At 65.5% G+C, this 13,784-nt stretch carries 12 protein-coding genes; 2 read left to right on the top strand and 10 right to left on the bottom strand.

Annotated elements, in window-relative coordinates; translation table 11 throughout:
• Nucleotides 1-8 precede the first annotated feature (8 nt).
• Together ACQRBR_RS11845 and ACQRBR_RS11850 are read right to left on the bottom strand one after the other, a co-directional pair.
• Nucleotides 9-1,076, bottom strand: a complete 1,068-nt coding sequence (locus tag ACQRBR_RS11845; RefSeq protein WP_427813038.1) for a tetratricopeptide repeat protein — start codon at nt 1,074-1,076, stop codon at nt 9-11.
• A gap of 11 nt (nt 1,077-1,087) precedes the next feature.
• Complete coding sequence (locus ACQRBR_RS11850) at nt 1,088-2,875, bottom strand: LIC12162 family transferase (protein WP_321127786.1); 1,788 nt, start codon at nt 2,873-2,875, stop codon at nt 1,088-1,090.
• A gap of 189 nt (nt 2,876-3,064) precedes the next feature.
• Between ACQRBR_RS11850 and ACQRBR_RS11855 the strand changes: the two genes are divergently transcribed.
• Entirely contained in the window at nt 3,065-3,979 is a 915-nt protein-coding gene (locus ACQRBR_RS11855; protein ID WP_427813039.1) for a DMT family transporter, read from the top strand.
• Nucleotides 3,976-4,611: an RdgB/HAM1 family non-canonical purine NTP pyrophosphatase gene (gene rdgB / locus ACQRBR_RS11860; protein WP_278337908.1), complete on the top strand. Its 636-nt coding sequence runs from the start codon at nt 3,976-3,978 to the stop codon at nt 4,609-4,611. Before ACQRBR_RS11855 ends, rdgB begins: the two co-directional genes overlap by 4 nt.
• A gap of 406 nt (nt 4,612-5,017) precedes the next feature.
• Here rdgB and ACQRBR_RS11865 read toward each other — a convergent pair whose 3' ends face one another.
• From ACQRBR_RS11865 to ACQRBR_RS11900, 8 genes are all read right to left on the bottom strand, one after another.
• On the bottom strand, nt 5,018-5,569 hold the full coding sequence (locus tag ACQRBR_RS11865) for a 4Fe-4S dicluster domain-containing protein (protein ID WP_204625525.1): 552 nt from the start codon (nt 5,567-5,569) through the stop codon (nt 5,018-5,020).
• The gene (locus tag ACQRBR_RS11870) at nt 5,562-5,942 is read right to left on the bottom strand and encodes a hydrogenase maturation nickel metallochaperone HypA (protein ID WP_168935888.1); all 381 of its coding nucleotides are present in this window, start codon (nt 5,940-5,942) and stop codon (nt 5,562-5,564) included. Before ACQRBR_RS11870 ends, ACQRBR_RS11865 begins: the two co-directional genes overlap by 8 nt.
• Nucleotides 5,943-5,955: 13 nt before the next feature.
• Nucleotides 5,956-7,044: a nickel-dependent hydrogenase large subunit gene (locus ACQRBR_RS11875; RefSeq protein WP_279136108.1), complete on the bottom strand. Its 1,089-nt coding sequence runs from the start codon at nt 7,042-7,044 to the stop codon at nt 5,956-5,958.
• Nucleotides 7,041-7,580, bottom strand: a complete 540-nt coding sequence (locus ACQRBR_RS11880) for an NADH-quinone oxidoreductase subunit C (RefSeq protein WP_168935890.1) — start codon at nt 7,578-7,580, stop codon at nt 7,041-7,043. Before ACQRBR_RS11880 ends, ACQRBR_RS11875 begins: the two co-directional genes overlap by 4 nt.
• A 21-nt stretch (nt 7,581-7,601) precedes the next feature.
• Nucleotides 7,602-8,183 (bottom strand): 4Fe-4S binding protein, encoded by a 582-nt coding sequence (locus ACQRBR_RS11885; RefSeq protein WP_204625528.1) that lies wholly within the window; start codon nt 8,181-8,183, stop codon nt 7,602-7,604.
• A 215-nt stretch (nt 8,184-8,398) separates the two neighbouring features.
• Nucleotides 8,399-8,848: an NADH-quinone oxidoreductase subunit B family protein gene (locus ACQRBR_RS11890; RefSeq protein ID WP_006007884.1), complete on the bottom strand. Its 450-nt coding sequence runs from the start codon at nt 8,846-8,848 to the stop codon at nt 8,399-8,401.
• An 11-nt stretch (nt 8,849-8,859) separates the two neighbouring features.
• Nucleotides 8,860-9,822 (bottom strand): respiratory chain complex I subunit 1 family protein, encoded by a 963-nt coding sequence (locus ACQRBR_RS11895; RefSeq protein ID WP_297140034.1) that lies wholly within the window; start codon nt 9,820-9,822, stop codon nt 8,860-8,862.
• A gap of 15 nt (nt 9,823-9,837) precedes the next feature.
• Nucleotides 9,838-13,623: a complex I subunit 5 family protein gene (locus ACQRBR_RS11900; protein ID WP_427813040.1), complete on the bottom strand. Its 3,786-nt coding sequence runs from the start codon at nt 13,621-13,623 to the stop codon at nt 9,838-9,840.
• Between the last annotated feature and the right edge of the window lie 161 nt (nt 13,624-13,784).

Here is a 13,784-nt window from a genome sequence, read left to right on the forward strand (position 1 = left end):
CTCCGCCGTTACTTGCGGTTCTGGGCGCGCAGATAGGCCTTGGCGTCGGGGTCGCCGTTCTTGGCGGCCAGACGGTACCAGCGGGTGGCTTCGGAAAGGTTGCGCTGCACGCCGGTGCCCTGGTCGTACATAAGGCCCAGACTGTACTGGGCGGCGGGCTCGTTCTGGTCAGCGGCCTTGCGGTACCATTCCACAGCCTTGGCGTAGTCCTGCGGCACGCCGCGGCCCTGTTCGTACATGAAGCCCAGGTTGTACTGGGCCTCGGCATAGCCGCGCTCGGCGGCACGGGTGTACCATTCCACGGCCTTGAGGTTGTCCTGGGCAAAGCCGCGGCCTTCGGCGTACATATAGGCCAGATTGTTCTGGGCCTTGAGGTGGTCCTGTTCGGCGGCGCGCTGGAACCAGTGGGCCGCCTTGGTGTCATCCTGGTTGCTGGCCTTGGCGTTGAGGTACATCCAGCCCAGGGAATACTGGGCATCGGCCAGGCCCTGGTTGGCGGCACGGCCGTACCAGTCGATAGCTTCATTTTCGCTTTTGCGCACACCGCGACCGTGGGCGTAGAGATAGCCCAGATTGTACTGGGCCATGGCCAGACCCTGTTCGGCGGCCTTGCGGAACCAGCGTCCGGCCTCACCGTAGTTGCGCCGCACGCCGTCGCCCGTGGCCAGCGCGGTGGCCAGCGCGTTCTGGGCGTTGGCCAGGCCCTTGTCGGCGGCCTGGCGGAACAGGGTCACGGCACGCTGGGGGCTCTTTTTGACGCCGCGCCCGTCCTGGGTCAGGCGGCCGAGGATGTACAGGGCCTCGGCATTGCCGTTCTTGGTGAGCGGGGTGAGCAGGGTGACGGCTTTTTTGTAATCCTTGCTGTCCAGGGCGCTCTGGACTTCGCCAAGTACGGCTTCCGCGGCGCGCTCTTCGGGGCTGGGGCCGCTTTCGACGGCCTGAGCGGCGTCAGGGGCGGGAGCCGTGGCATCGGCCGCCGGGATGGGCGCGGGCAGCAGCAGGTTCAGGGCCAGGACGGCGGGCAGAGCGAACAACGGCAGGCGGCACAGGGCGCTGCCGGTGGACATACGGGACATGGAAGGTCTCCTTACAGGCGTTGCAGCAATGAAACGATATGGGCATCCGGGCCCTTGGGATCGACGAAGGCGTGCTCGCGGCAGAAGGCCCGGCGGGCGGACTGGACGCGCTCATCCAGCCACCAGCGGGCGGGGTTGTCCCAGACTTCCCGGACCTTGGCGGCGGCCGCCTCGGCGGAGGGCTGCCAGATGCCGGCCTCGGCCAGCAGGTCCAGCCGGGCCAGGGCTTCGTCGGTCATGGGCCAGATGGATCTGTCCCAGTAGGCGATGGTGGGCACATTGGCCGCCAGGGCCTGGAGCAGGGTGGTGCCGTGATGGTCCAGCACCATGAGGGCGCAGGTGAGCATCTGGGCTTCCAGCGGGCCGCTGCACAGGCGCACATGGGGGAAGCGAGGTAACAGCCAGGGCGCATCGTCCAGCGCGCCCGGCGCGTCGAAATGGGGGCGGTAGAGGATCTTATCGTGCAGGCGGCGGGGCAGATCCTCAAGGAACCATTGCTTGTCTTCCCGGTACTGGAGCCATTGCAGGGGCGTGGGGCGCGAATCGAGACGGTGCCCGTACAGGGGCATCTCCGCACCTACGAAGAGCAGGGTATCGTCGCCGCCGCGCCACTGGTCGGCCATGTTGGCCAGCAGGGGATAGGGCAGCGGCAGGAACTGGCCGCCCTTGCCCGCACCTGTGGCATCGTAATGGCTCCAGCCCCAGGTGCCGAACGCGTGCTGGCTGAACTCCACCAGCGGGGTCTCGCACAGGCAGCGCACCTGGCCCACGTTGCCCCCGTGCTGGACGAACATGACACGGTGGCCGCGGGCACGCCAGAGGGCCAGCTGCTGGCGGTAATGGGTATCCTCGTGGGCACGGACCGAGGCCACGCGCACGCGCGGGACACGCGCCGGGGCGACGTGGTCGGGATGATCCAGCTCGGCAAGGGTCTGGGGCAGGGCACCGATGAAAATGGGCAGGGGATCGAGCGGCAGGTCATGCTTCACACCGGTGGCCGCGCTGCCGAAATGGGCGGCCAGAGGACGGCTGGCATCGGGCTGGCGGCTGGGATGGAGCAGGGCCAGCGAGTAGCGCAGGGCCTGATGCAGCCGCATGCCGCGCAGGGGCGGGCAGGGCAGGCGCAGCACGCAGGAGCGCGCCCAGGCCCGCAGGCGCTGTTTCAGGCTGCCGCTGTCTTCCGGCGGGATAAGTTGGCCATAGGAGGCACACACGGGCAGGGCATAGGAGCGGGTCCAGCGTTCGGGCCAGACGGCCTCCAGCAGGCGGGACATAAGCCAGGTGTTCCAGTCCGCGCCCAGGGCGCCGCTCATGACGAAATCATGCTCCGTGGCAAAGGAAAAGGCGCAGTCTTCGGGCAGCAGCTCCACATGCAGGGGCAGATGGCCCCAGTCCTCCACCATGGCGCGCACGCGCAGCCAGCGTTCCACCAGCTGGCGCGCCACCGTGCAGGCCCAGGGGGTCAGCAGGGTCTCCCAGTAGACGCCGGGCAGATCGACCTCGTCCGGGCCCAGCAGGGTGCTGACGGGATTGTTTTCCTCGGCGCGGCGGCGTTGCAGGTCCAGAAGATGCCGCCCCAGGGCGGGGATGCTGTCCACAGTCAGGGACTGGGCCATGAGCACGGCCCTGTCCAGGGTGCCGGGATCGCGCAGGGGCTCCCGGCCGAAGACGAAGCTGTCTTCCCAGCCGGGAAAGAAATCTTCTTCCGTATCGAAACACCAGGGCCCGGCTGCCCAATGGGTATCGGGATCGGCCCCACGGGGCATGAGCCCCAGGACAAGGTGGCGCGTCTGAGCCATGAGAGCAAACCTTGGTGGAAGTGGGCAGCGGGGGAACCCCGTGCGGGAGTGGAGACAGTGCGACATGCGTCGCGTAACGGCCAAGATAGCCGGTTTGCAGGGAAAAGGAAAGACTGCCCCGTCCCGCTTTTGCCATTTGCAGGGCAACCTGTTATGAGAGCGCAGGAGGACGGCAGCGCCGGGAAAAGCATGAAACAGAACACATCAGGCTATTTGCTGGCCCTGCTGGCCGTGGTCATCTGGTCGGGGAATTTCGTGGTAGCGCGCGCCGTGGCGGACATGATCCCGCCGTGGCAGTGCAACTTCTGGCGCTGGTTCACGGCCTTCGTCACCATCCTGCCCTTTGCCTGGCGCCATCTGCGCGAGGACTGGACCGCTCTGCGCCGTCACTGGCGTTTTGTGGTGGTCATGTCCCTGCTGGGCGTGACGCTGATGAACACCTTTTTCTACAAGGCCGGGCAAAGCACAGAGAGCCTGAACATGGCCCTGATCGCGCCCACGGCCCCCATCATCATCCTGATATTCTCGCGCCTGCTCTACGGCGAGGCCATCACCCCGCGCCGTCTGCTGGGCATGCTGGTGGTGGCTACAGGCATCGTGATCCTGGTCAGCCGCGGCGATATGGAACGCCTGGCGGCCCTGCGCTTTGCCCCCGGTGACCTCTGGTCCCTGGGCGGAGCGGCAAGCTTTGGCCTGTATTCGCTGTTCATGCGCCATCGGGGCACGGACCTTTCGGTCTTCGGCTTCAGTGCCGCCACCTTCGGCCTGGGGGCGCTGTTCTGCGTGCCGCCCGTGCTGGCCGAGATGTGCTGGCTGCCGCCCGTGCAATGGGAGCCCGCCGTCATCATAGGCGTGCTCTATGCCGGGGTGGGCTGCTCCTTCTGTTCTTTCTGCCTCTGGACGGCCGCCATCAGCCGCATCGGTCCCGTGCGTGCGGGCATCGTCTACTACAGTATGCCCGTCTTCGCCGCCACGGGGGCCCATATCGTCCTTGGGGAGGCCGTCAACACGGCCCAGGTGGTGGGCGGCATGCTCATCATCGGCGGCATCCTGATCGCGACACTGCAACGACCGCACCTGCCGGTGCGCAAGGAGAACTCATGAACGACAACGGAAAGCTGCGGGTGGTGCTGGCCACCCATAATGCCGGCAAGATCCGGGAACTGGCCGATCCCATGGCCGACTTCGGCATCGAGGTGGTGGGCCTTTCCCTCTTCCCCGAGATCGGCGAGATCGAAGAGACCGGGACCACCTTTGAAGAGAATGCCCTCATCAAGGCCCGTGCCGTGTGCGCCGCTACCGGCCTTGTGGCCGTGGCCGACGACTCCGGCCTGGAAGTGGACGCCCTGGATAAGGGCCCCGGCGTCTACTCCGCCCGCTATTCCAACGACTGGGAAAGCCTGCCCGGCGAGAGCGTGGACAAGCGCAACATGCGCAAGCTGCTTTTTGAACTGCGCGATGTGCCCCAGGCCCGCCGCTCCTGCCGCTTCGTGAGCTGCATGGTGGCCGTGCATCCCGACGGCCGCGAGCTTGTGGTGCGCGGTACCTGGGAAGGCCGCATCCTCGAAGAGCCCTTGGGTGAGAACGGCTTCGGCTACGATCCCCTGTTCTGGGACGAGAGCATCCGCAAAAGCGCCGCCCAGCTCACCCGTGACGAGAAGAACGCCCGCAGCCATCGCGGCAACGCCCTGCGTGCCCTGCTGGCCCGCTGGTCCGATTTCATGGCCGGGAAGTAGCCCGGAAGCAGATCGTTTTTGAGGGGGGCCCCCCTCTGCTGGCGCGAGAGGGGTTCCCCCCTCAAACTCCCCCTCCCCAGCGCGCTTTCCCACGGTGCCTTCGGCACCGGCGGGGCGAACTGGTGGATGGGCTGTTTGATGCAAAGCAAGAGAGCGTCCCTGCTGCCGCATGAGGTGCGGCAGCAGGGACGCTTTATCATTTTTGTTTGAGAAGCCTTTCCCTAGAAGGGGTGGCCCGTGGTTTTTTCGTGTCCCGGCGGCGGGAGCAGACCGGGACGGACAAAAGTTTTTGGAAGGGAGATGGGAGAGCACAAAGGGGAAGAGGGAGAACCTTTTTCCAAAAAGGTTTCCCTCTTCCCCCTCGTCAAAACGCGGCTGCCGTGCAGCCTGTGTGGGCCCGTGCGCGCTATTCGGCGGCAGCGGGCTTTTTCTTTTCGGGCTTGGGCGCTTCGATGATGGTGCCGTCGGGCTCCACCATGGAAAGGGCGTGCACGGGGCAGGCCTCCATGCAGGCGGTGATCTTTTTGCCGTTCTCTTCGCGCCAGGCCTTGCACATGTCGCAGCGCACGGCCACTTCGCGGCGGCTGCGCTGGGCCATGGTCTCGCCGCCTTCTTCGGGCATGCCGATGGTATCCAGCGAGATGGTGCCGTAGGGGCAGACGGCGATGCACATCTTGCAGGCCACGCACAGTTGCACGCGCATGGTGATGCGGCCGTCCTCCTCCTGCTGCAGGGCGCCGGTGGGGCAGATGTTGCAGCAGGGGGCGGGGTTGCACTGGTGGCAGCGCACGGTGGTCTTGAAGCCTTCGGCCTTGACCACCTGCACGCGCGAGACCAGCACGTCGCGGTGCTTCATGGCTTCCTTGAAGGTCATCCCGTGGTGCGCGGCGATACAGGCCACTTCGCAGCGGCGGCAGGCGCGGCATTTGTCGGGTATTACCTGAATATGCTCAATCATGGCTTTCCTCCGGCTCCACCTCCAGATTGGTCATCACAAGACCGTGTCCGCCGGTGAAGCGTATGGCGTCGCTGCCGCAGTGGGGGCAGGTAAAGTGCCTTCTGTGCAGCTCGAATGTATGTCCGCAATCCGTGCAGCGGCAGGGCAGGGGAGCGGTCTGCAGAATGAGCTCCGCGCCTTCGGCCATGCCGCCCTGGGCAAAGATCTCGAAGCAGCCTTTCAGGGTCTGCGGCTCCACACAGGAGATGAGGCCCAGCTCGCAGGTGATGCTGCGGATGCGGCGCACCCGTTGTTCCGGGTGGGCCGCATTGTGGTCTTCCACAGTTTTCAGGGCTATCTTGAGCAGCCCCTGGACAAGACTGGCTTCGTGCATCCTTGTTTCCGGCCTAGCGCTCCGTGCAGGAGACGCAGGGGTCGATACTGTTGGTGATCAGGGCCACGTCGGCCACGGCGCAGTCGCGCATCATGACGCCCAGGGCCTCCCAGTTCATGTACGAAGGCACGCGCCACTTGAGGCGGGCCGGGATGTCCGTGCCGTTGGTACGGATGTAGTAGAAGACTTCACCGCGGGGCGCTTCGCTGCGGGCGCAGGCTTCGGCCGTGTGGATCTGGCGCATGGGCACGCAGTGGGGGCCTTCGGGCATGCGTTCGCAGCACTGGCGGATGAGCTTGAAGGATTCGAAGATCTCATCCAGGCGCACCATGGTGCGGGAGTGGATGCAGCAGCCGTCATGGGTGATGCTCTTGAACTCCAGGTCGGGATAGGCCGCATAGGGCGAATCCTTGCGCACGTCGATGGCGATGCCGGAACCGCGCGCCACGGGGCCCACAACGCCCAGGCGCAGGGCGTCTTCCTTGGGCAGCAGGCCCAGGCCCTTGGTACGGCCCAGGACCATGGCGTTGGTGGCATAGATCTCGCGGATCTCGTCCACGGCGGGCTCCACCTTGTCGATCATGCCCAGGATATACTTGAGCATGTCCGGGGGCACGTCGCACTTGACGCCGCCGATGCAGTTGGAGGCCAGGTTCATGCGGTTGCCGTACACGGTCTCCTTCACGTCCTGCATCATCTCGCGCACTTCCATGACGTGCATGAACAGGGACTTGAAGCCGATGATGTGGGCCTGGATGGCGGTGTTGAACAGGTGCGAGGCCACGCGCTTGATCTCTTCGGCCAGCACGCGCAGGTAGCGGGCGCGGACGGGGATCTCCATGCCCAGCACGTTTTCCACGGCCATGCTGTAGGTGAAGCTGTGGCTGTTGGAGCACAGGGAGCAGACGCGCTCGGTCAGGGTGACGTTCTTGATGAGGTTGCGCTGAGTGGCCAGGGCTTCCATGCCGCGGTGCACGTGACCGGAGGTCAGTTCCACCTTGCGGATGGTCTCACCTTCCACGGTAAGATTGAAGTAGACGGGCTCTTCAAGCGCCACATGCACGGGGCCCAGCGGCATGTTGAAAGTGGTGAGCTTGCTCATGCGCGTTCCCCTTCCTTTTCTTTCAGAATGCGTTCCCAGAGGTCCGTGGTGCAGGCCCCGTTCATCATGATGGACAGCGGCACGGCCTCGTTGAGGATGCCGGCGTCCAGTTCCTCGTCAAGGAAGAGGCGGCGCGGGTTGGGCTGGTTGGCCACGCGGATGCCGTACAGTTCCATCATCTCGCGCTCATGCCAGTCGGCATTGGCGAACAGGGGGGTGATGGAAGGCACGGTGTTGTGTTCGGCGGTCAGGGTGACGGTGATGTTGTAGACCACGCCCTGCAGCTCGAAGTGGTAGCACAGTTCCTGCTGCTGTTCGCCCAGCTGTTTCAGGTTGTACGCCGTGATCATGCACAGACGGGCATGGGCGCCCTGCAGGGCGGTGGCGGCCTGGCTCATGAAACGGGGATGGTCCAGACGGAACCAGTGGAAGGCGTTGCCGTAGGCGTCGGTGCTGTGATGTATGGCTTTGTCGCGGGTGCAGAGGGCTCCCAGAGCCTCTATGAGCGCGGCGTTGCCTTGCAGAATCTCTTGCATGTTCAATCCTCGTAAAAACGGCTAATCCGTGGTGGGCGCGGCAGAAGCGGGGGTCTGTGCGGGCTCCATGGCCTTGTGGGGCTCGGGCAGATGACAAAGGCTGCGCTTGGCGTCCTCGATCTGGCGGCACTTGGGGCACAGGTGACGGATCTGGTCGGGGTCGATCTCGCTGTTTTTGGCGTAGAGTTTTTCCGCCAGTTTGAGCGGCAGGGGCCGCATGAGGGTGCCGCAGTGCGAGCAGGGTTCGTAATTGATGGTCTGCTGCTCCACACGACCGAACTTTTCGGACTCCAGGTGGGCCGAATGCCAGTCATTGGTGATGCTCATGGCACCGGTGGGGCAGTACTGGCGGCAGGAGGCGCACAGACAGCAGGAGTCCTGCCAGACCGTGATGGTGTAGCCGCTGTTGTCCGGTTTCTGGCGGATGTTGATGGCCCCGGCGGCACAGACATGACGGCACACGCCGCAGCCCATGCACAGGTTGGGGTCGATCTTCACCCGGCCCCGCAAGCGCTCGGGCGTGAATGTTTCACCCAGCGGGAACGGGTCCGTGCTGGGGCCTTGCAGCAGATTGCGGAACAGAATTTTCAGAAAACCCGCCATAATTATTCCTCCGGGCCCGGGCGCGGGCCTTTGGGCGTACGGGGAATCAGACCGCAGACGTGGTGGCAGATGCCGCAACGCCGGCAGGGCTGATCCCCGGATGTTGTCTCGGCAGCGGGGGAGGCACCGTCAGCAGGTGCGGTACCGTCAGCGGGAGCGGCGTCACGCAGCCCCAGCCAGACGGCCAGCCGATGCAAAGGCTTCCCCCTGTCCATTTATTCCTCGATGCCCAGCTTTTTGAGCCACATCTTGCGTGCCAGCACCACGCCTTCCAGGATGGCCTGGGGGCGGGGCGGACAGCCGGGCACGTTCACATCCACGGGGATGTAGCGCGAGATGGGGCCCTCGATGGAGTAGCCTTCGCGGAACACGCCGCCGGAGATGGGGCAGATGCCCACGGCCACGGTGATCTTGGGCTCGGGGATCTCGTTCCAGACCGCGAGCACGCGGTCGCGCACACGGGTGGTCAGCGGGCCGGTGATGAGCACGATGTCGGCATGGCGGGGGCTGCCGCAGTACCGGCACCCCAGGCGTTCCACGTCGTAGCGGGGGATGCAGGCCGTGGTGGCCAGTTCCACGTCACAGCCGTTGCAGGAGCCCGCGTTGATGCGGAAGAGCCACGGCGAGCGTACCGACAGTTTCTTGAGCATGTTGTCCAGACTCATGCCCGACCTCCTTACAGCGCCCACACCAGCACCAGGCTCACCAGAGCCAGGACGGTGGGGACCTTCACATAAAAGCGGAACGCCTGGTCGATGCGGAAACGCCCGGTGGCGGACTTGACCAGGGTCAGGGACAGCAGCATCAGCACCAGACACTTGAAGACGAACCAGATCAGGTTGACGATCCAGAAGTCGGAGATGGTGCCGGGGAAGAACAGGGCCACGCCCAGGCCCAGGACCACGAAGGTCTTGAGGGCGGAGCCGATCTGGAACAGGGCCAACAGGGGGCCGCCGTATTCCAGCAGGGGACCTTCCAGCACTTCGGTCTCGGCTTCGGGGATGTCGAAGGGCGGCACGCCCATGGTGCCGGGCAGGAAGATCAGGTAGGCCAGCAGGGCCGGGATCATGACCGGGTTGAGGCCCAGGGAACCGGCGCTCTGCTGCCAGTCCACGATGGCCAGCAGCGAGAACTCGGCACCGGTACCGGTGGCCTTGCCCACCAGCATGGCCACGGCCAGCAGGATCATGAGCAGGGGGGTCTCGTAGGCCAGCATCATGAGCATCTCACGCGAGAAGCCCATGGCGCCGAAGGGCGAGCTGGAGGCCGAGCCGCCCAGCATGATGGCGATGGCCGGGATGGGCAGCAGGTAGAAGAGCACCAGCAGGTCGCCCATGTTGTACAGGCCGCTGAACACGCCGGGCACGGGGATGAAGGCCGCACAGACGGCCATGCCCGCAAAGCCCACCACGGGCGCGGCCAGGAAGACGCTGCGCACGGCCGTTTTGGGAATCAGGGTCTCCTTGGTCAGCAGTTTGGCGATATCCAGCAGGGGCTGGATCAGCGGCGGGCCCACGCGGCGCTGCAGGCGGGCCTCGACGCGGCGGTCAAGGCCTTTGAACAACAGCCCCACAGCCAGCGCGAACAGGCCGCCGGGGAAAATGCACATGTGCAGCACACCAAGAATGATGTCGGTCATCTCGGTTTCTCCTTCCTAGCTCTTGTTGTCTACGCTGGTATTGCCCGGGAACCAGGCCAGGCGGCGAACCAGCCCGCCGTAGATGCCCGAGGGCGCCATGCGGCTGGTGGCCACCTCGGTGGGCAGACCGCAGGTATGCACGTCCACTTCACGCAGCACCACGAAGCGGCGCACGAAGTACCAGCCCGCGGCGGCGGCGATGGCCATCATCACGCTCAGGCCGGTGGCGTTCCAGGCACCGGGGCCTTCCTGCAGGCCCGAGAGGCCCACCACCAGGCTGCCGGCGTTGTAGTCGCCCAGGATGGCGTTGATGGGCCAGAGCATCAGGCCGGGGAAGATGCCGGTGATGATGCAGCCGATGGCCAGGATGGCCATGGGCACACGCATGGTCAGCGGAGCTTCCTGCACATGATCCAGATGCTTGGAAGGCTGGCCCAGGAAGGCCGCATGCAGGAACTTGGCGATGTAGGCCAGGGTCAGCACGCTGCCCACCAGGGAGAGCAGGGCCAGGAAGGGCTGGTCCGCCTGCATCAGGGCATGGTAGATGATCCACTTGGACGAGAAGCCGCTGGTGGGCGGCACGCCGACCACGGACAGGCCGGCGATGGCGAACATGCACAGGGTGAAGGGCATCTTGCGGCCGATGCCGCCCAGGTCATCCAGGCTGTCGGCATGGGTGGCGAACATCACGGCGCCGCAGACGAGGAAGAGCAGGTCCTTGAAGAACACGTGGTTGACCACGTGCAGCATGCCGCCCGCGTAGCCCAGGGCACCGCCGGCAGCCACGGCCAGCACCATGTAGCCGATCTGGCTCACGGTGGAGTAGATGAAGACCAGCTTCACGTTGTTGACCAGCAGGGCCTGGGTGGCGGCCATGACGATGGTGATGCCGCCGATCCACATGACCACGGTCTGGATCAGTTCATTGGGCCAGGCGGCGCTGACGCCGATCATGGCCAGGCTGCCGCCCATGAGCATGAAGAGCTTGATGAGGCCCAGGATGGAGCTCTTCAGCAGCACCGAGGATATGTAGCCGGACACGGGCGTGGGGGCCAGGGCCGGATGCATCTGCCAGTCGATGCGGAAGGGCAGCTGGGCGGCCTTCATGACGAAGCCGATGGCCAGCAGGGCGGTACCGCCCCAGACGACCCAGCCGGGCAGCAGGAAGAGCTTGGTCAGGTACTGCATGGACTCGGAAGAGAACGGCGTGGCCGGACCAAGCACACAGACGCCCACGAAGATGAAGCCGGCGCCCAGCACGTTGAAGAAGAAGTACTTGAAGGCTTCGCGCAGCGAGGCCTTGTCGCCTTCATGGGCGATGGCCATGTAGAGCGTCCACGAGCTCATGATCTCCCAGAACAGGAAGAACTGGAAGAGATAGGTGCTGGCGGAGATGCCCACCAGGCCGCCGCACATGGCGGTGAAGGCACAGTAGAAGCGCCACTGGGTGTGGCTGTGAGACATGTAGCCCTGGGCGTAGAAGACGTTCAGGGCGCCGATGAGCGGCACGATGAGCGCGAAGCAGTAGCTCAGGGTATCCAGGTCGCGGCCCAGGAAGATTACCAGGGCGGCGGTCAGCAGCAGCACGAAGGCGCTGGAGCGGGCGGCCCAGATGGGATTGCGGCGGAAGAAGGCCGGCAGCAGGGCACCGAACACGGGCACGGCCACATAGATGGGCCAGGGCGCCATGACGGACTGGAGCACGACCAGATCCATGGAGGCCGGGGCGAAGCAGGCCGAGGCCACGGGGATGACCAGCGTGAGCGGGGCCCAGGGAGCCAGGCCCAGCAGCAGGCTGAGGGCGGCCAGGGCCATGAGGGCGCCGCGGATGGACCACGGGGCCTCTTCCACCATGGGCAGGTCGGCGGGACGTTCCTCGAAGACCAGGGTCTTGAGGATGCGCACGTAGTAGATGGCGCCCACCAGGGAGCCGATGAGGATCAGGGCCGCCAGCGCGGGATGCCCGGCGTGGATGGCGGACTGGATCATCAGGTATTTGCTGAAGAAGGCGGTGAACGGCGGCAGGCCCATGATGCAGATGAGGCCCACGGCCATGCAGCTCACGGTCCAGGGCATGCACTGGCCAAGACCGCGCAGGTCGGCGAGCTTGCGGCTGCCGGCCCGCAGGATGAGGGCGCCCGCACCGAGGAAGAGCAGGTCCTTCATGATGGCGTGGCTGAGCATGTGCGACAGGGCGCCGGCCGTGGCCAGCCAGGTGCCCATGCCCAGCACCAGGGCGATCTCGCCCAGCTGGCCCAGGGTCGAGTAGGCCAGCATGCGCTTGATGTCGTCCTGCTTCAGGGCCATGAGCTCACCGAAGATCAGGGTGGCCGCACCCATAAAGGTCAGGATGGAGCCGAACCAGGACAGGCCGAAGACCTCGGCCTTGGCGAACAGGGCGCCGTTGGTCTGGCCCAGCAGCAGGACCACGATGCCGAACATGCCCATCTTGGTGATGATACCGGACAGGGGGCCGGACACCGAGGAAGGCGCGGCGGGGTGGGCATCGGGCAGCCAGGAGTGCAGGGGCACCAGACCGGCCTTGACGCCGAAGCCGACGAGGCAGAGCAGGGCGGCCATGTTCAGCACATGGGGCGAAAGCAGGGCGCTCTGGATACGGACATCGGCAAGACCCAGGCCGCCGTTGCCCAGCAGGAGCATGCCGGGCAGCATCAGCAGGGCGCCGCCCGCGCACATCAGATAATATTTGAAGCCCGCGTCAAAGGCCACGCGGTTGGCTTCGTGCACCACCAGGAAGTAGGAGGCGAAGGTCATCAGTTCCCAGTAGCCGTACATGGCGGCCATGTCGGGCGTGGAAACGATGCCGGCCAGAGAGGCGAAGGTCAGCAGCAGGAAGAACCAGTACCAGCCCTGCCGGTGGGCGTGGGCCATGTAGCCCAGGGAGTACACCGAGACGATGAAGGCGATGAAGCCGATCATCACCAGGAAGAGCAGGGCCACAGGCGCGGGCGCATCCAGCGTCAGGGTCGCGGCCAGGGCGGCGGCACAGGCCAGCACGCCAAGGTGGGGCATCCAGCGGAATTTCGCCCAGGCGGCCACGCCGCAGACGAAGGCACCGGCAAAGTAGATCCAGAAGGCGGGATGCACGGTGGCGTGGGCCACCTGCAGGCCGGCCCAGCCGGCGGCCACGTCCAGCATGGGGCCACGGGCCAGGCCCATGAGCGCCACCAGCACGCCCAGCACCAGGGTCAGGGCGTCGGAACGGCAGCTGCTGGGGGCATCGCCGTCACAGGCGGTGCTACAGGGCTGCAGGAAGCACTGGCGCAGGGCGTCCACATGCAGGGCGATGAGGACCGTGGCCGTGACGGCCGCCAGCACGGTGCAGAACAGGCCGCAGTGCAGGGGCAGGGAAGAGGCCAGTATGCCCTGGGTGATAAAAAGACGCCCTTCCGGGATCAGGAAGGGCGAACCGCCCACGCTGGCCATGAGGCCGAGGGCGAACAGGGCACCATTGACGGGTTGGAGTTTGACGGCCCCGCGCAGGGCCGCGAAGGTCGCCGACGGAGCGGCGGGCCCGGCCAGGGAATTGAGGGCGCTCCAGCTCAGGCCGCGGGCCAGCAGCTGGAAAGCCACGAACAGCCAGACGCCAGTGCCGGCGGCAGCATTGGCCGCACCCAGCGCCATGCAGATGAGGCCCGCGTCATGCACGGCCCCCCACAGGATGAGCCGGCGGGCGTTCTGCCGCTGGCGGATCGCCTGCCATGCGCCGTACAGCAGGAACAGCAGGCCCGGGATGAAAAGAATGAAGGAACCGCTTGCCGTGTAGGATGGTATTGTCATACGCGCCCCATTGTCTGCCGGGTAAAAAGTACAAAATTATTGCAGAGGACGTGGATGCGCGTCATCTGCCCGTGTTTGCCCTTCCGGCGGGATATCCTCGTGAAAAAAATTTTTTTCACGATTAGCCAAAAGATACGCGACATTCCTGACTGGTGCAAGCC

The organism is Desulfovibrio sp. SGI.133, from assembly GCF_050313955.1.
Lineage (GTDB): Bacteria > Desulfobacterota > Desulfovibrionia > Desulfovibrionales > Desulfovibrionaceae > Desulfovibrio.